General features: G+C 39.3%; 14 protein-coding genes. All 14 read right to left on the bottom strand.

All coding sequences use genetic code 11. The features are described from left to right. Positions 1-227 precede the first annotated feature (227 nt). Complete coding sequence (manA, locus tag ABEQ24_RS00760) at positions 228-1,193, bottom strand: mannose-6-phosphate isomerase, class I (RefSeq protein ID WP_430004979.1); 966 nt, start codon at positions 1,191-1,193, stop codon at positions 228-230. A gap of 49 nt (positions 1,194-1,242) precedes the next feature. Continuing rightward, positions 1,243-2,148: an ROK family protein gene (locus tag ABEQ24_RS00755; RefSeq protein ID WP_430004978.1), complete on the bottom strand. Its 906-nt coding sequence runs from the start codon at positions 2,146-2,148 to the stop codon at positions 1,243-1,245. Positions 2,149-2,153: 5 nt separating this feature from the next. Then, a complete protein-coding gene (locus ABEQ24_RS00750; protein WP_430004977.1) occupies positions 2,154-3,071 on the bottom strand; it encodes an ROK family protein in 918 nt (305 codons plus the stop codon). Between the two features lie 22 nt (positions 3,072-3,093). Next, the gene (locus tag ABEQ24_RS00745; RefSeq protein ID WP_430004976.1) at positions 3,094-4,494 is read right to left on the bottom strand and encodes a glycoside hydrolase family 1 protein; all 1,401 of its coding nucleotides are present in this window, start codon (positions 4,492-4,494) and stop codon (positions 3,094-3,096) included. A gap of 77 nt (positions 4,495-4,571) precedes the next feature. Beyond that, complete coding sequence (locus tag ABEQ24_RS00740) at positions 4,572-6,017, bottom strand: ABC transporter substrate-binding protein (RefSeq protein ID WP_430004975.1); 1,446 nt, start codon at positions 6,015-6,017, stop codon at positions 4,572-4,574. Between the two features lie 29 nt (positions 6,018-6,046). After that, positions 6,047-7,024 carry a carbohydrate ABC transporter permease gene (locus tag ABEQ24_RS00735; RefSeq protein ID WP_430004974.1) on the bottom strand — a complete coding sequence of 326 codons (978 nt, stop codon included), beginning with the start codon at positions 7,022-7,024 and terminating at the stop codon, positions 6,047-6,049. A 69-nt stretch (positions 7,025-7,093) separates the two neighbouring features. After that, on the bottom strand, positions 7,094-8,032 hold the full coding sequence (locus tag ABEQ24_RS00730) for an ABC transporter permease (protein ID WP_309190910.1): 939 nt from the start codon (positions 8,030-8,032) through the stop codon (positions 7,094-7,096). A gap of 519 nt (positions 8,033-8,551) precedes the next feature. Then, on the bottom strand, positions 8,552-11,233 hold the full coding sequence (locus ABEQ24_RS00725) for an endo-beta-N-acetylglucosaminidase (RefSeq protein ID WP_430004973.1): 2,682 nt from the start codon (positions 11,231-11,233) through the stop codon (positions 8,552-8,554). Positions 11,234-11,492: 259 nt separating this feature from the next. Next, positions 11,493-13,022 carry a response regulator transcription factor gene (locus ABEQ24_RS00720; RefSeq protein ID WP_430004972.1) on the bottom strand — a complete coding sequence of 510 codons (1,530 nt, stop codon included), beginning with the start codon at positions 13,020-13,022 and terminating at the stop codon, positions 11,493-11,495. Next, complete coding sequence (locus ABEQ24_RS00715; RefSeq protein ID WP_430004971.1) at positions 13,015-14,826, bottom strand: sensor histidine kinase; 1,812 nt, start codon at positions 14,824-14,826, stop codon at positions 13,015-13,017. The genes ABEQ24_RS00720 and ABEQ24_RS00715 overlap by 8 nt, the downstream gene beginning before the upstream one ends. A 110-nt stretch (positions 14,827-14,936) precedes the next feature. Continuing rightward, entirely contained in the window at positions 14,937-18,068 is a 3,132-nt protein-coding gene (locus tag ABEQ24_RS00710) for an alpha-mannosidase (protein ID WP_430004970.1), read from the bottom strand. 32 nt (positions 18,069-18,100) lie between these two features. Then, on the bottom strand, positions 18,101-18,718 hold the full coding sequence (locus ABEQ24_RS00705) for a YesL family protein (RefSeq protein ID WP_430004969.1): 618 nt from the start codon (positions 18,716-18,718) through the stop codon (positions 18,101-18,103). A 37-nt stretch (positions 18,719-18,755) separates the two neighbouring features. Beyond that, on the bottom strand, positions 18,756-20,078 hold the full coding sequence (locus ABEQ24_RS00700) for a glycoside hydrolase family 125 protein (RefSeq protein ID WP_430004968.1): 1,323 nt from the start codon (positions 20,076-20,078) through the stop codon (positions 18,756-18,758). 3 nt (positions 20,079-20,081) lie between these two features. After that, positions 20,082-22,790 carry an alpha-mannosidase gene (locus ABEQ24_RS00695; RefSeq protein ID WP_430004967.1) on the bottom strand — a complete coding sequence of 903 codons (2,709 nt, stop codon included), beginning with the start codon at positions 22,788-22,790 and terminating at the stop codon, positions 20,082-20,084. Between the last annotated feature and the right edge of the window lie 440 nt (positions 22,791-23,230).

Genomic DNA, 23,230 nt, shown 5'->3' with positions numbered 1-23,230 from the left:
TGTTTATGAAAATTTTAAAATGGGTATACTACTAATACCCCCCTTTATTTAAATAAATAGTTGCAAATTCAAATCCTTCTTTTAGAAGGATTTCTTTATGTTCAGATTTCGATTCTAATAGAATAGAATTTGGAGTCTAGTTGATTCGTGGATTATATATTTTTGTCAACTATTCAGATCTAAGAGCAAAAAAGCTAAGAAACGTTCAATCTTAGCTTTTTCTGCCGTTATGACAATTGTTGCGTCGGATGTGACACGATAAACCGGGCATCACCTTTCAATGAAAAGGATTTAACTGAAGAAGGAACAATAAAGTGATCTCCTTTTTTAAATGGAGAAGCACCCTGCTTCATCCTCAATTCCCCTTCCCCGTCCAGCACACTGACTAATTGATAGGAAGGATTCTCCACTTTAGAAACAGATCCCGACAAATTCCAGTGGTAAACGGTAAAATAAGTCTCCTTAATCAGTTTTTTTATTCTCAAATCTTCATTTACTGACAATACAGAATCGAAATCAGCATCAAGGTGTGGAATCATCGCGACTTCAATGGATTTTCCAAGATGAAGTTCACGTGTATTCCCCTCTTCATCACGGCGGTCATAGTCATAAACACGATACGTAACATCTGAACTCTGCTGTGTTTCAAGAATGATCGTACCCGCTCCTATCGCATGAATGGTTCCATTTGGTACATATAGAAAATCTCCTGGCTTGATCGATACCTTACGAAGAAGTTCGTCCCATCGGTTTTCAGAAACCATCTGTTCGAACTGAAGCTTGGAGCAGGCATGATGGCCATAAACTAGTTCTGCTCCGCTCTCACAATCAATCACGTACCAGCATTCTGTTTTCCCGAAAGGTTCTCCTTCAACATCACGCGCATAGGAATCATCTGGATGAACCTGCACAGAGAGATTGGTCTTTGCATCCAGTATTTTTACTAGTAACGGAAAATCATCACCTTCCTGGCCGGCAAACAGCTCTCGGTGCTTGTGCCATGCTTGGTCAAGCGTCATTCCTTTTAACGGGCCGTTACTAATTTCATTTGGTCCGTGCGGATGAGCAGAGATTCCCCAGCACTCACCAGTTGTTTCAGTCGGAATTTCGTAGCCGAACTGGTCACGAAGATTTGTGCCTCCCCAGATTCGGTCTTTAAATACCGGTTTTAAGAAAATGGGTTCTTTATACACAACAATACAATCTCCCTTTGGGTATTTTTAATAGTCTGTTTAATTGCTGTCATCGATTGCACTTTTCTTCTTTTAAAAAATGAAACAACGCACCTATTAAGTTCGCGTCATTGTCAAATTCACATGCTTCTACTTCAATGTCTAAGGTTGCTGTTTCATTTTTCAGTTGTTTTAATTCTTTATTAATGCCATCTATCACTTCTTTCCTCTTGCTAATTCCCCCGCCTATTAAAATCTTAGAAGGATCGAGCGAATATTTAAGATTAAAGATTCCTGCTGCTAATTTTTTATAATGGGCAGTTAAACATTGCTGTATTGTTACATCTCCATCCTCGGCTAGCTGGAAAACTTCTTCTCCATTCAGTGTGCCTGCCAATAAACCTTTCTTTTTTTCCGCTTCTCTTACAAGTGCATGAGTGGAGGATGTTAGGCTCCACGTCTTCTGAAGCGGATTCTCAAGTGGAGATCCGAAAATCATGTAGCCAAACTCTCCTCCGTGAAGGGATGCTCCTTTTAAAATAGATCGATTGAGGACTATGCTTCCCCCTATGCCGGTACCAATTACAACGCAAATATAATAATCCGTATTTTTCGCTGCACCTAACCAGCCTTCTGCTAATGCTGCACAATTCGCATCATTTTCAATTGAAGTCTTTAATCCTGTTCGCTTCTCAAGTAATTCAATCATGTTCATATTGTGGATATAAGAAATGGCGCTTGCCCCTCCGATAAATCCCGTTTTAGAGTTTACTGCACCAGGAGAACTGACAGCAATACCTGAAAAGGTATACATATCCTTATATCCTTTTACGATTGCATCTATTTTCTGAAGTAATTCTTCAATGCCTTCGACAGGAGTAGGTATCCTGCCGCACTCCAGCATATTTGCTTTTTCATCCATTACAGCATATTTCAAATAGGTTCCGCCTATATCAAACACCATGTACTTGTTCATTTGCATCATCTCCGTACTGCCGCATTAAACCGCTGCGTTAACAATGCAGCGCCAATCACACCTGCTTTTGTTCCTAATGATGCACACTTAATCTTTACTTGATGACGAAGCTCAGGATATAAATAATCATTCACTTTTTTATGAAGGATAGGCATGATGTATTCTTTTGACTGCATAACACCTCCACCAAGTACAATCATATGCGGATCAACAGTATGAACAATGTTGGCAATGCCTTTTGCTAAATGATTAAGCACGTTGTCAACAATAACAATTGCTTCCTGATGGCCATCCATGGCTAACAAAAATAATTCGCCTGCATGGCCTTTTAAGCCAAGCTTGTCTCTTCCCGCAGCTTTTAAGGCTGTACCGCTAGAGAGCGATTCCAAAGAGCCAATATTCAGCTTAGGGTGTGCGGGTCCTTCGCGATCAATTATCATGTTGCCGATTTCTCCTGCACAAGAATGTGCACCTTGAATAATTTGTTTCTGATAGATATAACCGCCGCCGACTCCAGTGCTTACAGTCATATAAAAAATAGATTCCTCATCTTTTCCACTGCCTATCATCGCTTCTGCAAGAGCAGCTGCATTAGCATCATTATCAAGTACTGCTTTTTTGTTTAACAATTTCTCTAACATCATGACTATTGGAACATTATCCCATCCAGGCAAATTCGGCGGACTTAAAATTAAACCTTGTTTTGAGTTCAAAGGGCCTGGAGCTCCAATTCCAATAGCATCAATTTGGTATAACGGCATGAAATTTTCACAAAGATTGGCCATGTTTTGAATGATATGTTCCGGTCCTTTTTCTGTTTCAGTAGGAACAATATGTTCTTCAAGGATCTCACCTGCAGCTGTAACAAGCGCTGCTCTTAAATTTGTTCCGCCTAAATCAATTCCAAGAAGATGTCTTTCCATGTTTCGCACCTCTTCCCCGCTCTTAAAAGCCGTTATTTTCAGATAATCCTCTGAACCATCGGCCCGATTTCTTAATAGTCCTCTTAAATTCATGCTTAATGTCTACTTCAACAAGTCCATATCGATTTTTATATGCGTTTGTCCATGACCAATTGTCCATAAATGTCCATAGATGATACCCTAAACAATTAGCTCCTTCTTCAAGGCCTTTATGCACCCACTTTAAGTGTTCTTGAATAAATTCGATGCGATAATTGTCTTCAATATATCCCTCATGATTCCGAAACTTGTCTTCTCCCTCTACTCCCATGCCGTTTTCAGATATAAAAAACGGAATATTGCTGTAGTTGTCACGAATGTCGATCATAATGTCATAAATAACTTCTTCACAGATCTCCCATCCGCGGTGAGGATTTATTTTTCGATCAGGCTTTATATAAGGATCGTATAGATGTTCAGGCATAAACGGGGTCTCAGGCAGGACTCTTTCTTCCTTCGCTTTGACCCGTCTTGGCTGATAGTAATTTACCCCCAGCAGATCAATACTGTTATTGCGTATGGCCTCCAAATCGCCTTTTTGAATAGCCGGGACTACTTCATGCTCTTTTAAAATGTCTATTAATTCTTTTGGATATTGCCCTTTTGTGACAGGATCTAAGAAGCTTCTGTTAAAAAATAGATTGGAAATACGGGCAGCTTTCACATCTTTTTCATCATCACTTCTTGGGTAAGAAGGCGTTAAATTTAAAATAATACCGATCTTTCCATCCAGTTTTAACTTCTTATAAGCTTCAACAGCTTTCGAATGAGCCACAATCGTGTTATGCGCCACTTGTGCACCGCGTTTAAAATCAACGATGTTCGGAAAATGAAGGTTATATAAATAACCGGCTTCTACTGGTACAATCGGTTCGTTAAACGTAAACCAGTATTTCACGCGGTCACCGAATAGTCTAAAACAAGTCTCTGCATAGCGAACGTAAGCATCGACCACTTCAAGAGATTCCCATCCACCCTTTTCCTGCATACACATCGGCATATCAAAATGATATAAATTAATAAAAGGTTCAATATCATTTGCGAGCAATTCGTCAATAACCTCATTATAGAAGCGGACTGCAAGCTCATTTGATTCTCCATCCCCATCTGGGATAAGGCGAGACCACTGAATGGAAGTACGAAAGGAATTATGACCGGTCTTTTTCATTAGCTGAATATCTTCTTTAAACAGATCGTAAAAGTTAGATGTATGCTCCGGTCCTACTTGATTATGAAAAGAATTGGGCTGTTTAGAGTACCAGTAATCCCAAATACTTTGTTTTCTTCCATCTTTCTGCGCGGCTCCTTCTGTTTGCGGCCCTGATGCGGCACTGCCCCACCAGAAGCCTGAAGGGAACTGGTATTTTTGTACAGGCTTTTTCATTTCCTATCACCATCAATTCATAGATTTGTTGAATAGAAAAGTAACCAAGTCACGATGAACTTGGCTACTATTTTCAATTATTGTTCCTTCTTCCACTCTTCATATTGTTTGTTCATTTCATCTAATGCTTTGTCCAATCCGGCCTCTTTCAATTTTTTATTGAACTTTGGCAAGTATTCATCCGGATTAACAGAGCCTGTTAAAAGAGCTTGTGAAAATTCACTTGTCACATTAGAGATAGCAGCAATCTCTGTCCGCACTGGCTTTGGATCAAAATAGAAACCTAGTGTAGGAGCAGCTGAAGACTCTTTGTTAAACTCTTCGAATTTTTCCCACTTATCATCTGAATCTTCCTCATATAGATCTAAGATAAACTGATTGCCTAACGCAAAGCTTGGCATTGAATAATTTTTACGGGCTGGAAGGTCTTTAATGCGGCCATTATCAAGTTTCTCGTAATGCTCTCCTTCAATTCCCTTATCAATCAAGTTGCGCAGATAATCATCTGTATTTAATAGGTTTAAGAACTCTATAGACTTTTCTGGATTTTTTGATGTTGCCGAAATGGCCTGCATAGAACCTGTTACTGAGTTGTTAAAAGTGATTGGAGAATCATGCATTGGCTGTACGACCAATTCATACCCGGCATTACGGCTCCAGATGTTTTCTGCATATGGCTGATAAAGTTCTTTACGTACAAACCAGTTTTCTACATCAAGTGCCCAAGGCTCTTTTGATGTGGCTGCATCAGATTTGATGTATCCAGTCTTATAATATTTATGAAGAGTATCAAGTGTTTGCTTCATTTCATTTGTTTCATAAACGTTAATGATTTTATTTTCGCCTGACAAAGGCACCGCAAATGGCATCTTATCGTCGAGAATATAGTCAAATGGCACATAAGGTGTAAATGTGGTCATTGGCTGAATGCCAGATTCTTTTTCCTGAATGGTTTGAAGCATCGGCTCCATATCTTCAAAACTCTTAATATTTTTAATATCAAACTTGTATTTATCTACTAAGCGTTTATTGAAAACGTATACACTTTGCTGTCCAACTTCTTTATTTGTCGGAATGGCATAAAGCTTTCCATCAATCTTTGCTCCTTCAAGAAAAGCAGGGTCTAATGCACTCTTAAGTTCCTTGCCATGTTCGTCCATCAGCTGATCTAATTCTTTAAAAGCTCCTTTACGTGCATTTAATACGTAATTGTTAGCCCATGAAGCAGTGAATGCAATGTCAAATGGTTCTCCTGAAGCGATTACGACTTGCATCTTTTTATCATAATCTCCCCAATCAATCATTTTCAGATCAATTGTCGTGTTGATTTCTTTCTTCGTATACTTGTTTATTTGATCAACGACTTTATTCAAATCCTTCTGTGGTGTTCCAACCATATACCACGTAAGTTTAACTGCCTCTCCATCCTTAGCTTCTGCATCGCTTTTGTTCGAACTGCAGCCGGATAGTATACCGGCAGTTAAAAGCAAACAGGAAAACAAGACAAGAAATACCTTTTTCATTTCATTTCCTCCTATTATTATGGATTTGCTTATTCCTTTACTCCGCCGATCGTTAACCCCTGGATAAAATATTTTTGAAAGAATGGGTACGAAACAGCGATTGGCAAGGTTGCAATAACAACCATAGCCATCTTGGCTGCATCTTTTGGAACAGACTGCAGGATTCCTTTTACTGAACCTGTTAACAATGTGTTCTGGCGAATGAACTCAATGGTATTTTCAATCTTCATCAGTAGAGATTGAAGTGGTACGAGTGCTGGATTATCGATGAATAATAATGCGTTAAACCAGTCGTTCCAGTACCCTAGTGTACTAAACAAGGCAATTGTAGCTAACCCGGGAAGGGATAACGGCAAAACTATTTTAAAGTAGATTCGCAGTTCACTGGCTCCGTCAATACGAGCAGATTCCAAGATGGATTCAGGTACTGAACGCTGAAAAAATGTTCTCATAATTAAGATGTAAAAAGCATTGACTGCCATCGGAAGAATGAGCGCCCAGATTGTATCGCGCAAATGCAAGACTTGAGTAGCGACGATATAAAAGGGAACAAGTCCTCCGTTAAATAACATTGTAAAGAAGGCAAAAAAGGTGAACTGTTTACGGTATTTGAACTGCGGGCGTGAGATGGCGTACGCATAAAAAGAAATGGTGAACACACTGATGATGGTGCCGAGCACAGTTACTAAAATCGTAATCATATAAGACTGAAGCAATTGACCTTTTATGGCCCATAAGAATTGATAGGCTTCAAAACTCCATGTCTCTGGAAGCAAACTGAAACCGTTCTTATCTAAAACGCTTTCATCTGTCAGTGAAATAATAATGACATAAATAAAAGGAAACACACATGAGAAAGCGAAAATGGCAAGAATCGCATTTAATATCACATTTGCTTTTTTTCCTAATTCATGAGGATTGTAGTTCTTTCTTTTCACTGTTTTTGGCTCGTTCTTCAATTGAGCCAGTGTCTTCGGCAAATCAGATTCTACTATAGATTTACTCATGCAAGAGCCGCTTTAAATGCGACTTCCCCCCTTTCTAAGTTTTAGTTTTCAAAAAACGAGGGCTGTATGTTAAAAGAGTGCATAATCCTTATTGATTCTTTTTACGATATAGTTCGTTAATATGACCAGGATAAAACCAACAACGGATTGATATAACCCTGCTGCTGTACTCATACTCACTTCACCCATCGTCATTAATCCACGATACACATACGTATCAATGACATTTGTAACCGGATACAAAGATCCGCTGTCCAATGGAACTTGATAGAACAAACCAAAGTCTGAGTTAAAAATCTTGCCTATGTTTAAAATGGTTAAAATGACGATTAATGGAGTGATCATCGGAATGGTGATATGCCTTATTTGCTGCCACTTCGATGCACCGTCAATCATAGCAGCTTCATAAAAATTCCGGTCTATCCCAACAATTGCGGCTAAATAAACGATGCTGCCATATCCAATCCCTTTCCACATGCTCATGAACACAAGGATGAATGGCCAATATTCCGGCTCACTGTACCAAGAAACTTTCTCGACGCCAAACCATTGCAGAATATTGTTCATCATTCCCCGATCTACGCTCAAAAAGGTAAAAACAAAATAACTGACAATGACCCAAGATAAAAAATGAGGAAACAGCATACCTGTCTGATACACTTTTGCCATTTTCTTATTTGTAATCTCGTTTAGAATAATTGCTGTTGCTACCGCTAGTATGAGTCCAAGAATGATGAATACCAAATTGTATAGTATGGTGTTTCTCGTAATAATGAAAGCATCATTCGTACTAAAAAGAAACTCAAAGTTTTCAAACCAGACCCATTCACTATTGATGACGCTTGCAAAAAATCCATCTGGATGAAATTGAAAGTTTTTGAACGCGATGACGGTCCCAAACATTGGTAAATATGAAAACAGCAAAAACCATATGACACCTGGAAGAACCATCAAGATCCATGTTTTATTTTTATAAACATCTTGAAAGAACCTCTTTACTCTGGTCATTTCTCTCCCCCCTTGTTCTATAAGTGATTCTATATCCTAATTTTACAAAAGGTCTATTCATTAGAGTAGTTAACAAAATTTAGTTTTACTGTACTATCTTTGTTTTATGTGCAAATTTAAGGGCCACTGGACGAACTAATTAAAAAGAGGCAGGGACATAACAATCATCTCCTGAATGAAAGCCGAACATTGAAGTGTACGAAAACCATTAAAAGAAATGGCTATTTTCGCATAGATTGTTGTTTTTCATGATAAATAATGTCCGTTCCTTTCCGCTGCAGGAACTTGCTTTCCGCGGGGAGCGTGGAAGCCTCCTCGGCGAGCCTGCGGGGTCTTCCATTTCGCTCTATTTTCCCGCAGGAGTCAAGTTCCTTCCGCTGCAATCCACTTAAGGTTTCTACCATTTAGTCGAAGAAAAAATCCGAACTAAAACGAAATTCAAGTTGGAATTTCACATAATAGTTCGGATTTTTCTTTGGTTGGAAACCTTTTGTCCCATCCTCTTTACGACAAATTGAATCAAGGAGAAGGATAGCCGTATACTTCAAATTCATAAATTCTTGCTGCCTGATCACTTCCTTGGGTTGATTTATCGATCCATAATCGGACATATCGCGCATCGGTAAGCGGAATCGCATGTTCGGATACGGCTTCAGTATTATCTGTTACTTGTACAGAATCAGACCAGTTCACCCCATCAGTGCTTATTTCAATTTTGAAGGCTTGCGTATTAAATGCTTGAGCCTCTCCTCCTGCTTGTGCATGCTGTACAACAAACTTTGAAACAGCATACTTTTCTCCCAAGTCGACTTTCAGCCAATGAGGGGCAGCACCAAGTGCGCACCATTTGCTGTTATCTGTAACTTTACCGTCTAAAGCATAGGATGGCCCTTCAGACACAGCACACGCTCCGCTCGCCTCTGCCTCCTTACCTAATGCTGCATTCGTAATATTTTGGGCATCTTTAGAGATGGTGATCAAGCCTTCTTTTTTGAGGACATCTGCTCCTTCACTATTTCTTGCTGTTAACGTAACAGAATAAACACCTTCATTTGCATAGGTAACAACAGGATTTAATTCCTTGCTTACAGATGGTGCACCTCCGTCAAACTGCCATTCTACTTCTTCTGTAACTTCTGATGATGCATTTGAGAATTGAATTTCCTCACCAGGCGCTGCTATCGTTTTATTTGCGCTGAAGTCAGCCGCAGGCTTAGGGTAAGGCGGCCATTCAAATTGAATGCTCGCAGATTTGCTGCGTTTAAATTCTTTGTTTACTGCCACAATTTCTAATACTGTATGTTCTTCTTTCTCTTTTCTCTTAAGTTCAGATAAATAATAGACATGATTTGGCGTTGCTCCAACCCATTCTTTTTCACCATTTGGAAGCGTTCGATAGATTTCATAATGACTTACGTCTGAATCAGACGGAATCCATGAGAGTGAAGCATCAGCATAAATTCCTTTATCAAATGCTACATCACTTATTTTAGCTCCATGAGGACGACTCTTTTCAAAATGTTTAGTTTGTTTATTGAAAACCTTGATTTCACCTACATTTAGTTCATAGTCCCGAACTTCTTGTTGACCCTCAACAAAAAGAGAAATGGCAGAGAGCTTTTTACCGGTATATTTTTTTAACTTAAATGAACTTGTTAACCATTTATTTTCCTTCTTCGCTTTAGTATCTAAGTAAATGAATTTTTCTGGATTGTCTGAGAAACTTATGCCGATTTTTATTTTTGATTGCTTGGAATTGGTTTTATATGTCACGGACAATTCCGTATCCTTTTGTAATAAAAGATCTGTTTTATAAAGTTTTAGATGAGCTGGATCTGCCGGATTTAATGCGCCTGAAAGCTTTAAAGAACTGCCGCCTTCATAAGCCTGTTCCCAATCAAAAGCAGCTTCCAGGTTTTGTCCGCCTTCTTTAAGCCAGCGCCATGTCGGAAGGATATCTTGAAGGCTGCGGTTATTCCAAGACTCCTTGCTTGCAGTCTTTCCTTTTACAGAGAATGACTTTCCGCTGCCTGTGTTAAAGTGTGTCACAAACGGCAATTCACGAATAGGAGTTTTGGCAGTAAAGTAGTGAGCCATTCCTTTCCAGCTTCCATTACGATCCGTATTGGAAGGATCTCCGTTTGCCCCAACCCAAAACTCTTGTTCCTTTTGATAGAACTCTTCCATGTTCTCTGAGGTTTTAAATGCCCAGTCAGGCCTGTAGATGCCTAAAGAGGTATATGGAGTTTTCCCTTCTGGAAAGATGCCTTCCCAAGGAATAGGAGTACTTGTTCCGCGCGCTTCCACATCAATCCCTGTATATAAATCGAATGAACTTCTATTAATCTGCTGCGCTTTTATAGAGGATGATTGTTGATCCCGCCACCAGAAATTTAAAAACATGCTGTCTGATACACGTTCTTCACCATCTTGCAAAAACATACTATTTTTATCCGTAAGAGCGTTTTGCCAGTTAATTCTTCCATCGTTTGTCATGGAATCATACCACATCACTTGAGAGCCTTCTGGCTTATGTTCCTGAAGGTAAATTAAAAACTGCTGCATTTTTTCAGCTGTTTGCGGATTTCCGCCTTCTGTTTCCTGATTGATGAACCATCCGTCAAAGCCGTAATACTCCGATACTTCAAGCAGCTTGTCGGCGGCAGGAAAAGATCCATCTTCCCGCTGAGTCAGCATCTGTTCTACCCATTCTTTCTTTCCGCCGTAAACAGCTGGCGGAAAAAATACATTGCCTAAAATAGGGACGCCATTTTTATGAGAAGCATCAATCACATCTGCACTAGGAGGAACAATAATTCCTTCACCGGATGAACCTGCCCAATACACCATTAAATCAGTATATTGCCAATAGCTGAATGTATTAGCAAAAAACTCTTTTCCGCCTTGAGATGGTACACCGCTTGTATTTGGATTCAATGCAGATAAGGCAACGAGCAACGCATCTGACTGTGAATTCTCATTTACTTTGTACAAGACGTCTCGTTTGGCCAATGGAATGTGACTTTGGTTAAACTTTGCATTTGGATCATTTTCAGGAGACCAATTTAACAGCTGTTCTGGAAACCAATGTGAAGACTGAGGCTGTTCTGCAAAACTGCTGTGTGGCCAAAACATTACTAATAACAAGCACATTCCTAGAAAACTGCTGATCTCGCATACTCTCTTTTTCAGATGATTCAACTTCCATCCTCTCCTCTTTCAAATTTATTATGAAGCAATTAAGCAAGCTCCCTTTCTCAGTCTGTTAAATCACTTTTCTTCTGAAAGCGCTGTCAAAAGATGCGGATCCACTGCCATCTGACATCATCTTCCTTTATGTAGTTATATCTTGGGCCATTCAAACCGTCAATCAACTCCAGTGAAGTGATAAGTTTTTTACACTATAACTAAAATATGTCCATAAAAAATCCCGTATCACGAATGTGTACGGGATGACAGGTTATGAATCAGCACCTTGAGATAACGCTCTAAACTCTGTAGGAGTCAAACCAATCTTCTTTTTAAACTGTTTATAAAAATAAGTAGAATCTGAATACCCCACTTGTTCTCCTATTTCCCCTGCACGCAGATGAGTAGTAAGCAGAAGGTCTTTCGCTTTTAGAATGCGAAGTTCATTCACATAATCTGAAAAAACAACGTTCATTTCCTTTTGAAAAAGCTGTCCTAGATAGACCGTATTAATGTGGAACTGATGGCTTAAGCTTTTTAAAGAAAGATCTTCATGAAGGTTCCTTTTTATATAATTCACCAAGCTTTTAATAATAGGACTAATATGATAATTTCTCTCATTCAGCCCTTCCATGACGTTTAAACAATAGTGATAGAGTATTCGTTCTAACTCAAACATGTTCACAGATTGTAAAATCTCCTGCATAATCCTGGCTGTCTCCAAATAGGTTACTTGAATGGAGATTGAGTTTTTTATAATAGAAATCGTATCAATGGCAAGTCCCCGCAGTACGATTACATGCTGCTGCTCTTCTAAGGAGCAGCCATGTTTCAAGAAAGACTGTATCCATTTTTTAAGGCTTTCCTCATCATATTTTAATATAATTTGCACAAGTTCTTGTCCATTCAGTGATGCAGTATGGGAAGGAACTCTAAATTTTCTGGCCAGTTCTTCTGTAATCACATGTGTACCGTCTGACAGAACAACTTTGAAATCAGCCAATTGTTTAACCTGTTTGAAATGTTCAGAAATAGTAGTCATCATTGAAGTTGATTCACTCTTTGTAATCCAAAAGTGTTTAATCCACTCTTCTTTCTTAAGCATGTTTACTATGGTTTCTATCTCTCTTTCTACTATCTCCATCTCTTTATTCATCCAAAGTATGATGATCTCGCCTCCAGGCTCCATCACAAATAGGGCATCCAATGAGTCTTCCAATTGCTTTTTTAGTGTTATGCGTTTTTTCAACGTATGTTCTTCAGTCGAATCTATCTTTAAGTACGAGATGTATACCTGTTGTTTTGTATAGGGAATATGATACATTTTAAGCCGCTGTTTTAGCTCGGTTTCTTCGATCTCTTCATTTAGCCAGCGCCAAATCACATTATCACGAAAGATTTGACTTTCTTCCACAGACTGCTCTTGCTGGTTTAATTTCTCAACAGCGTTGCGGATCGTGGCATTAAGTTCTTCTTCATCTACAGGCTTTAACAAGTAGTTTTCAATGCCTAACTCAATTCCTTTTTTCACATAGTCAAACTCTTGGTAACCTGTGAGCACCACACATTTAGTATGAGGATGAATAGCCTTTACTTCCTCGATTAACTGAAGACCTGTCATATTTGGCATCATAATATCTGTAATAAGTAAATCACACGGGCTTTCCCGAATTTGCAGAAGAGCTTTTTCTCCATCATTCGCATCTCCGGCAACCTCCAGTCCATTCCCTTCCCAATCAATCAAGTATTTTAACCCTTCAACAATAATAGGTTCATCATCAACGATAAAAACCTTATACATCTTCGTTTCCTCCTTTAAGAATAGGAAGAGTGAGAATCACACATGTTCCTTGTTTTAGAATACTTTCAATATGCAGGCCAAATTGTTTTCCGTATTTCATCTGAATCCGCTGATGGACATTATGAAGACCAATAGACTCTCCCATTGTTTCCTTTTTTAAATTCAGAAGGACTTCCTTTAACCGCTCTTTTTCAATGCCTTCTCCATTATCAATAATAGTAATGGTGATTTTATCCTTTGTTTTTTTCACGACCACTTTTAATAGATTGTTGTCATGTTGTTTCTTAAATCCATGTATCATGTAGTTTTCTACAAGCGGCTGTAAGGTAAATCGCATCATTGGCAGTTCATAGCAATCTTCTGGAATGACAAACTCGACTTTTAATCGATTGGCATATCTGATCTGAAACATGTTCAGATACTGTCTGATGTGATTCACTTCGTCTTCAACGGTTACAATCTGTTTATGCTCAAGTGAATAGCGAAACAATTTACCTAAATAAACAATCATGTCACTCGTTGTGCGTGAACCTTCACTTAAGGCTTTCATTCTGATTGTTTCAAGAGAATTATATAGAAAGTGAGGGTTTATATTCGATTGAAGCGCTTTCACTTCTGCTTCTTTCTGTTTAATTTCACTTATATATACCTGATTAATATACTCTTTTAATCTTTCTAACATTTGATTAAACGTAACTGTAATGGTTGAAAGCTCATCTTTATGAGCAGAAACAGGAACTCGAACATCTAAATTTCCTTCTTGTACTTGTTTCATGGAATGTTCAATCGCATAAATACGTTTAGAATAAGAGCGCATAATGAAGTAAGTCGCTGAAATCGCAATGAAGACCAGCATCACAGTAAATAAAATCATGGTCCATAATACAATTGAAAGCTGCTGGAGTTCACTCTTTGGAAGATAACTGACAAACATAAGCTCTAGCTGATCATCTGCAAGAGTACTGACAATATAGTCTTCCCCATTAATGTTCTTTTCCTCTTGGATTGTCCTAAAGGCAGGCAGGGATAAATCATCGGGAAAGACTTTGCGGTTTGACGAATAAAAGACGTCTCCGTCCTTATTCAAAACATATAAATTGCCTTTATATCTTTCCTTGTTGGTGAGCAAAAATTGATTTAGTGAATCAAAACTAAAATACAAATAAAAGTTTCCCAGTTTTTCTAAAGACCGTGGATCTTTTAAATCACGTTTTATGGTATAAGTATCTTTCAATTCTCTTTGATAGGAACGTTTTATTTCAGGAATTTGTTCATTCTGCGGCATCAGGTAATCATATTGCTTTAAAGAAGGAGGATCATCCTTAATAATGGACTGAGTCCAGCGAAAGTGATTAAAGATAAATAAATATTCATATTTCTCCTCATCACTTGCAAAGCTGATTGCATTTATATCCTTTTCGTCACTAAAGTAGGTTTGTACGAAAGTTTCCATATTGTTAGGTACAAATGAAGGGCTTTCGCTATATTTATTCAGTTTATACGACAGATAACTTGAATAGTTATTCTGTAAAGAATAGCTTATATCATAGATGATATCATCTTTTGTATACATCTCCCGTACGACTTGATTCACGAAGTCGTCCTTTTGATCGAAATAGGAGGAAACTTCATTTAAAATCCTCATATTTTCATCCTGTTCCCGCTGGACGACTACATCTGTATAATAATTCCAAAGGACGCTTAAAAGCAAAAACATGACTAAAATCAAAATAATAGAGTATACCATGAGAATTTTATTAAAAACTTTTTGCTTCATTTGGTTAACTAATTTGTTGATCAACATGTCTATGCTCCTTGTACGAGGTATAAAACATTTTTAATAGTTTAATAGACATTCTCCGCTGCGTAAGAGAAAAGCGCACCACTCCAAAAAGTGCTGCGCTTTTTCACCCATTATTGAAATTTGATAAAAACGGTTTTAATTTCATAAGGAGAAACATCAAGAGTAATGGCGCTGCTTTTCATTTTATCAGAAATTGGCTGTTCCATTAAGTCCATTTCACACCAATATTCGATGTAATAATCTGAATGAAGGGCAACTTTCCCTTTTCTGCCTTCAAATTCATGAAATCGGACGATCACTCCGTCTGCTTCTTCTGCTTTCTTTACGGCATCAACATGAATGTTGACATGATCCGATGAGAGAAGTGACTGGCCGCTATTTGCAGCAGCACCGCTAAAAACCTGCACGGGTGCATTTAGAACCCACGCTTCCTGATGAGTTCCGGCATCACGCCAATCTCCGCAATGAGGATATAACGAATAAGTAAAATTGTGTTCTCCTTGATCCGCTTCCGTATCCGGGTAAATAGAAGATTTTAGTAATGAGAGACGGAGTATGTTCTCTTTTATATCATATCCATACTTACAGTCATTGAGCAGGCTGACACCATAGCCCGTTTCAGATAAATCCGCCCATTGATGGCCTGCTGTTTCGAATTTTGCCATTTCCCATGATGTATTCCAGTGCGTAGGCCGTTTGACATTTCCATACTGAATGTCAAATGTGGCTTCTGTGGAACGAATGTCAACTGGGAATGCAGTTTTTAGAAGTTTCCTTCTCTCATGCCAGTCAACATGTGTTTCAAAATCAATGCGTTTCGTATAAGAATAGAAAACGGCATATTGTGTAACCGTTGACAAGTGATAGTTCCACTTCATTTTCACTGAAAACCTTACTGGGCCATTTTCTGTTACTTCTATAAGTTCAAGTTGATCTACTTCATTGGATTTCTCTTGATAATATAAGTCAATATCCCATGCGTCATGAGCTAATGGCTTATCTTCAAAGATCTGAAGGATGTTTCCTTTTGATCCATCTGCTAGAACATTTCTTTCCATTTCTTTATCATACAGGCTAATGATCTGTCCGCTTTCATTCCATTCCACTTCATAAAAAGGGGTGGATAATGATTGATTCTTATATAAAAAAGGGGTTTTGGCGATTTCATTCGATTCATCTTTTGAATAATTAAGCCTTGTGCCTGCAAAAGAAGGCAGTGTTTCAGGGAGTACCCACCAGCCGCTCTTCCCTTTTTGTGCTGTCAGCATATTGCCTTTTTCATCCCTAAAACAGCCATCCCCTTTATTTGCATCATCATAAGGAATCATTACAGCCTGCTTATGATTCCAAAGAGTTGGATTAAATAGCGTGTAAGTGCCTTTTTGTTTTTCCATCAAAGCAGCTTCGGATTTTTTCATATGGGATTGATAGAGGCTGTGAGCTTCTTCATATTCAACTTGGGCATCTTCATATACTTCCCGTATCGATGATCCTGGAATAATATCGTGGAACTGATTGCGAAGCAGAATTTTCCATGCGGAAAGGAGCTCTTTTGCAGGATAGCTGCTCCATCCATTTTTTAAAGACTCAAGAACGCTGTAGAATTCCCATTGTCTAAAAGCAAGTTCCAGCTTGCGGTTATTTCGTTTCATGAATGCCTGACTTGTGTATGTGCCGCGGTGATACTCTAAATACAATTCACCGTCCCATAGGTGAACATATTGATCTGTATTCTCCACTGTATGAAGAAGCTCTTTAAAGTAATCCCCCGCTTTTCCCGGCTTTACGCGCGGAATGCCGGGCATTTCGTCTAAATGGCGGCGGAGCTCCAGCATTTCTCTGTTAACCCCGCCTCCTCCATCCCCATAGCCATACGACAGAAGAAGATTTTTGTTTACATCTTTATTTCGGTAGCCTTTCCAAGCGCCATTTACTGTTTTAGCAGTCACCTGGCCGTTATAGGTGTAGAACCAGGAATCATCTTCATTCCAAGTTTCTGGTGTGGTAATGAAGTGAGTCAGAATCCGGGTTCCATCAATACCTTTCCAATAAAACGTATCATGCGGCATGCGGTTGTATTGATTCCAGCTAATCTTCGTTGTCATAAAAGAATCAATCCCTGATTTCTTTAAAATTTGAGGCAGCGCCCAGCTGTAGCCGAATACATCAGGCAGCCACAGGACCGAACACTCCACACCAAATTCGTTCTTCAAAAATTGTTTTCCGATGAGAATCTGGCGCACTAATGATTCACCGCTTGGAATGTTGCAATCCGCTTCAAGCCACATGCTGCCTTCCGCTTCCCAGCGTCCTTCACTAATACGGTCTTTCATCTTCTTATAAATATCAGGATAATCATTTTTGATATATTCATAGAGCTGAGGCTGTGATTGCAGGAATAGATAATCCGGGTATTCTTCCATTAAACGAAGAACCGTTGAAAAAGAGCGTGCTGCTTTTTCTCTCGTATGCTTCAAACGCCACAGCCAAGCTACGTCAATATGGGTATGTCCTACACAATGAACTGTGACAGGATGGTTTTTATCAAGTTTGCTTAGTTCCCCTTTGATGAAATCATGTGCTTGGTAACAAGAATCGTAAAAGTGAGTCTCACCTGGAGCTGTCCAGTCGACCAGTAAAAATGTCTTGTTTAAAAGAGTAATAAGCATGGAACGATTAGGGTCTGCTTCAGGCAATTCCATCACTGTCTGATACATGGCTAATGCGGTAAAGTACAGATCATCCAGTTTCTCATCAAGAAAGCTTAATTCTGCACGATCCAATCGGTAATGCTGAATTTGGGGAAGTCCCCCGCCTTCTAAACCAGTCCACATACGAAATGATAAGGATACCTCTTCTCCAGCAAAAGACTCTTTGAAGATTACCTCTTCGTGATTCGAATCCACACCTTGATAGGGCTCATTATTTACAAATAGCAAGGATTCAAATCCCGAGTTATTGCCTCCTCCCGTTCTTCCAAACTGAAAGTTTCCTGCAATCTTTTTTCCAGCCCAATCCTTTGGAAACAAAACCGTTGTTTGCAGCCACTTATAAACATCACGGCCTTCCCAGCGATCCCCTGTTTCTATCTTCTGATGCTCATTTCCAATCTCTGGAGGATATAGACCGATTTCTCCATTATCTTCTATCGTCAGAAAAGACGTTATTGGTCTTGTGTCGCGGTATCGAAGAGGAGACAACTCCTGAATCCGAGCTTCTAATTTTCGTTCTGTTAAAAACATGCCTTTTTCACCAACTCGTAAATTTTAATTGTCTAATGGTTGTACACTTTTTTTTCTAGCTGTTCAAACCGTTTAAGGCAAACCTTCATCATCCAATAAACCGGGAAGACAGCAGATACAAAAGGAATCAATCCCGGCAATTGGTAAATCAAGTAACCGATAAAGAAGATTCCTGCGCCAATCCACAAAGCTGTTGATAGGCTTGATATGGCAAAAAGAAATGATTGTTTTATATATTCTCTGTTTGAAAACTCATAATGCACATAGATGGCAAAGAAATAGGCAAGGGCCATAAGCAATATAAAAGCAAGCACCCATAATAGAGCCAGCAAGAACATAGAAAGAATACCCGGCATGGACTCTGCCGCCCTGATATCTACATATAGAAAAGCTGCTATTCCGTAAAAAATAAAACCTATCTGATTACTTCTTTTCCATTCTTTTAGATACACACGCTTAAATGTTTTCCAAATCGGAATATCCTGCTCATGTTTCAGCCATTTCCGGACGACTGTAAATAAAGCCACCGTTGAAGGAAAAAAACCAAAGATCCCCAGACCAAGAAGTGTGAAAATGATCCAACAAACATTCGCAAGTATTAAACGCCACAGCCAATCGCTTACTTCGACCATCCATTCCGTCCACTTCATGCCATCGCCTTCCTTTCTTACAAGTCAGCTAATTCTTTTAACTTCCTGATTTTACTGCAGCTTCATGCAACGGGCTTCCTTTTACCGCTTTTCCTGTAAGACTTAGAACAAATTCACTGAACATGGAATTTGCCCAAGCAAACCAATCGCGCGTAAACTCTTCTGGCAGATCTGCATTAAATCCTTCATGCATATACTCTGTTCCGCCATCTGTCTGTAAGAAGGCTGTCAGGATTTGTTTCTTTTCTTCTTCGTTTTTTGTTGTCATGCCTTGAATAGCCAGTGCTATATGCCAAATATAATGATCAGGTGTATGCGGACTGCCGATTCCGCTTGCATATTTTCCTTCGTAATAATAAGGATTATCACGGCTTAATAAGAATGAACGAGTATTTAAATAGGTCGGATCATCCATTGAGACATAGCCTAAATATGGACTTGCGAGTAAACTCGGAACATTTGCATCGTCCATTAAATTGACTCTGCCTTCACCGTCTGTTTCATATACATACATTTCTCCGTGGATTGGATGTTCTAACTTTGCAAATTGCTCAATACCACCCTTGATCTCTTTTTGAACGGAAAGGCATTCCTCTTTTAATGCAGCATTGTTCAAAACTTCACCGCATATTTCAGCAGCATAACCTAAGACGACAACAGCGAACATATTAGCTGGGACAAGATAGCCGTATGTGCATGCATCATCACTCGGACGGAACGCACTCCATGTCATGCCAGCCGGCACGACTCGTCCCCCCTTACCGTCACGCAGCAATGTATCAGACTGCCGGCAATCTGAGCGTTCAAACAGATAAGAAGAACGGTTTTCATGATCTTGTTCTGTTCGCCATACTTCAATAATCGTTTCTAGGACATTTTGGAACGTTCCATCAAGGTGAGAGGTGCGGCCGGTTGATTTCCAGAATAAAAAAGCAAGCTGTATCGGATAACAAAGTGAATCAATCTCATATTTTCGTTCCCAAATACGGGGAGTCATCGTCGTGCGATCCAGTTGATGCCCTTTTAAATTAGCCGTTTCATTAAACGCATTCGCATAAGGGTCATGCAAGATAAAGTCAAATTGCTGACGAACGACTCCTTCTAACAGATCAGCCATTTCTTCATCTTCTTCTGCAGCTAAAAGATAAGGCCTTACTTGTGCAGCAGAATCCCTCAGCCACATCGCCGGAATATCTCCTGTAATGACAAATGTTTTGCCGTCTTTTTGTTTCTTCATCGTAGTTTCATAGGTGTTTACGAAACACTTTTCAAACATGCGCTGCAGCTTCTCATCATGAGGAAAGTAGTCTTTTACATGTGTAATCAGTTTTTGTATGGAATCAGGAATGGATTGTGTCATTTTTTATTTTCTCCTTTTCAGCTCTAAACCTAATGTTATAATTTCATTGCTTTTCACTTCATGCGTAACTTTTGAGACGTTTGTTTTCTCTTCAAGAATGTTGCTTCGATACGATGGTTGATCATCATTTATGGCAGCCTCCGCACTTGCATTTTCATCAGAAGGATTAAACCAGCGAATCATCACATCTTCATGTTGTTCCGCCACTTTCATAGAGGTCCACACTAAGCCCTCATTCTTTGTCTTCACGAACTGGCGGACAGCCGGAAGTGTACCTTGGTGACGGTCGGTTTGTACCGTTATTAGAGGCACTTTATATTGAAAAGCTTCAATATATGCTTTTGATTTAATAACATCTTTGCTGTGTGGAATGACAAACCACTCAGCGGTCTGCTCACCGATACATTGTGCTTCAGGTGTCGGAAAGTATCCCCAGTCTCCCAATTCTGCTACTGAGCGAAGAACTGTAACCGCGATAGTTGTATCAGACTCCAAGATTTCATATTCCTGAAGTCCATCTGTCGCAACTGTCAGCCCATTTTCTCCGTCAGATACGCTCGCGAAACGCTGCTGGTGATGACAAAAACTTGGATTATCCCAATCTTTTTCAGGGGTATTCGGACGGGTCACCACTTCAAAAATGCTGTCGGCTTGATGAGTATCTGTATGTAAACCTGTTGGGAACAGTACACGCAGTCTGTGATCTGTTGCCTGATTGTTCATATACAGCTTAAACTGTGGACCTTTCATTCCTTTTTCTAGTGTAACAATGGTTCTGAGAGACATTTTCGCTGTCATGCCGGATCTTCCAGCTTTGCGTTCTTTATGCCAGATGAGTCTGCGCCGTTCCTTCTCTAACTCATCATCTGCAGAAACCGGAATGGTCAACGTATGTTTCATTTCAACAACAGTGCAAAACTCGTTTCTCTCTTTAACTGTAAACTGAGCTTTTGTTCCTTCTGTAGTTATCGCTTTATGTCCTTCCGCTTCTTTAAACATATATTCGTTTCCAATGTCCCCTGTGTCTTCGTATATACCTAACCGATGAAAAGTTTGGCCGGTTTTCTTATCTGTAAGGTCATACGTACCATCCTCATGGAAAATCAAATGTACATGTTCATTTTCTAATTCTATTGGGTTAGCAGATGATGCCGGCTGTATGACCTCGACTGGGTCTTCATGTTGAGGAACCAGATAGAAGGTTTTATAGCCAAAGGATTGAATGTCTTCTGCAAAGAAGGATATCTTCACTTTTTTTGCAAAATAAGGCTGTCTGAATCGGTCATCCGGCAGATCATAGCCAAACTCAATTGATGGAGCCCCAATCAAACAAGGAAACTCCATACCCTGTTCGTCTACAAGCTTGTAAGATATCATTTCTTTTTTATTTAGATGTGCTGGAATGTCTTCAAAATGCATTTGTGAAAAATAGATTTTTTCTATATCCACCTTTGTTTTTACAACTTCATTTTTAGTCATTCCTGTAGTGTTTATTACTACAAGCGGAATGGCACCGTCTGGTGAATGTGAAGTATTTATGGACTGAACAAGTGCTGATGCTTGTTCTTTAACGAACACATCCCCCATATGGATAACTTTTTCAAACCGTGTCACCATTTCGCGATGTACTTCATCTACACTGCAGCCGCAGATGCTGTCATGAGGATGATTCTTCATAAGTGATTTCCACATAAAGCGTATATATTCGCGAGGGTATGTTCCATGTACAAGGTATGTCATAGCTGCCATAGGTTCTGCTATCTTTTCCAGAAGTGTTTGACATCTGTGATTCCATTGCTTCAGATAAATACGCGCAGAGGCCGTATTTACCAAGGTGGACCATCCATCTGTCCGCTGGTTTCTGAGCTCGCCTTGAATCGTTTGCAGCTCTTTTGGAAGTGCCTCTTTTAAAGACCGGATATACTCTTCAAAGCTTGAATGTTTAAAGTCGTACTCCGGATAAAGTGCCGCTGCTGTTTCTATGGCCTGCGGTATGTCTTGCTGCAGTGGCTGATGGTCGCATCCGTTCATAAATAACAACTGGTTTGTTGCTGCGTACTTCTCAGCATCATGAAGTTTTTGGTCCCAGAACGTCTTTGCACTTTCTTTATCAACAGGAATTTCGTTTCCATTTGAATACCAGTTAGCAAACAATACGCCAAGCACACTGGATCCATCAGGCGATTTCCAAATCATCTCTGAAAATGGAGATTCAAACTCATCCGCGTCTGAAACAGTATTGTTAAATCCTGTAGGCTTCACACCCCGTCCGAATGCCGCTGTTTCAATGCCAGCTTGTCTTAGTAGCTGCGGCGCTTGACCATATACACCAAACGTATCTGGAAAATAGCCGATTTTAGAAACATGGCCAAAAGACTTTGCATCAATCATGCCAATCAATAAGTTGCGAACGTTCGCTTCTGAGCTTGTTAGAAACGCATCCTGCAATACATACCATGGACCGATATGAAGCTTTTGATTTACAATCATTTCTTTGATTATCTGGCGGTTTTCAGGATGTATTTCCAGATAGTCTTCAAGCAGGACTGTCTGACCATCCAGATGAAAAGATTTAAACTGATTGCCTTCCTTTTGAAATTGTTCAATTAAAGTATTCATAAGCTTAACGAAATAGTAACGGTGTTTTTCAAAAGGCAAATACCATTCTCTGTCCCAATGGGAATGAGATATTATATGAGCAGTTTTTTTCACGAGTGTCTCTCCCCTTTGTTTACACTTAAAGAAAACGCTATCATTTGTGTATAAACGTATATTATCTAATGCTAACAATAAGAAATAGCTCTCCTGCCCGCAATAGAATCAAGAGAAGTCATAAAGTTATTTCAGTGTATCTAAGAATAGTCCAATAATTAGTTGGGCCATCTTTATATATGACTTTACTAAACAAGCACCAATCATCTGTGTAACAGTAAACTGAACGGCATTAAAATCAGAAACCTTCCATTAGATGAAATTCTGTTCATAAGGATACATTGATAGAGGAAATTGGCACAGGAAGAAATGATAATGACAAGGGGAATAGAAAACATGGAATGCAGAAAATGCGATGAGAATTTTAGAGTATGAGACCGAAAGAAATGCAATGGTCTATGCAAAATTGCCCATGATTTAGAACGAGGCATGAAGTTCCC

It is taken from the genome of Metabacillus idriensis (assembly GCF_050483325.1).
Lineage (GTDB): Bacteria > Bacillota > Bacilli > Bacillales > Bacillaceae > Bacillus_P > Bacillus_P idriensis_A.
Note: the sequence above shows the minus strand (reverse complement) of the source record. Positions and strands in the feature narration are given on the sequence as shown.

Excerpts from the sequence above, each read along its gene's own strand:
- ABEQ24_RS00755 (WP_430004978.1), bottom strand. The coding sequence starts at position 2,148 with ATGAACAAGTACATGGTGTTTGATATAGGCGGAACCTATTTGAAATAT.
- ABEQ24_RS00750 (WP_430004977.1), bottom strand. The coding sequence starts at position 3,071 with ATGGAAAGACATCTTCTTGGAATTGATTTAGGCGGAACAAATTTAAGA.
- ABEQ24_RS00745 (WP_430004976.1), bottom strand. The coding sequence starts at position 4,494 with ATGAAAAAGCCTGTACAAAAATACCAGTTCCCTTCAGGCTTCTGGTGG.
- ABEQ24_RS00740 (WP_430004975.1), bottom strand. The coding sequence starts at position 6,017 with ATGAAAAAGGTATTTCTTGTCTTGTTTTCCTGTTTGCTTTTAACTGCC.
- ABEQ24_RS00735 (WP_430004974.1), bottom strand. The coding sequence starts at position 7,024 with ATGAGTAAATCTATAGTAGAATCTGATTTGCCGAAGACACTGGCTCAA.
- ABEQ24_RS00730 (WP_309190910.1), bottom strand. The coding sequence starts at position 8,032 with ATGACCAGAGTAAAGAGGTTCTTTCAAGATGTTTATAAAAATAAAACA.
- ABEQ24_RS00720 (WP_430004972.1), bottom strand. The coding sequence starts at position 13,022 with ATGTATAAGGTTTTTATCGTTGATGATGAACCTATTATTGTTGAAGGG.
- ABEQ24_RS00715 (WP_430004971.1), bottom strand. The coding sequence starts at position 14,826 with ATGTTGATCAACAAATTAGTTAACCAAATGAAGCAAAAAGTTTTTAAT.
- ABEQ24_RS00710 (WP_430004970.1), bottom strand. The coding sequence starts at position 18,068 with ATGTTTTTAACAGAACGAAAATTAGAAGCTCGGATTCAGGAGTTGTCT.
- ABEQ24_RS00705 (WP_430004969.1), bottom strand. The coding sequence starts at position 18,718 with ATGAAGTGGACGGAATGGATGGTCGAAGTAAGCGATTGGCTGTGGCGT.
- ABEQ24_RS00700 (WP_430004968.1), bottom strand. The coding sequence starts at position 20,078 with ATGACACAATCCATTCCTGATTCCATACAAAAACTGATTACACATGTA.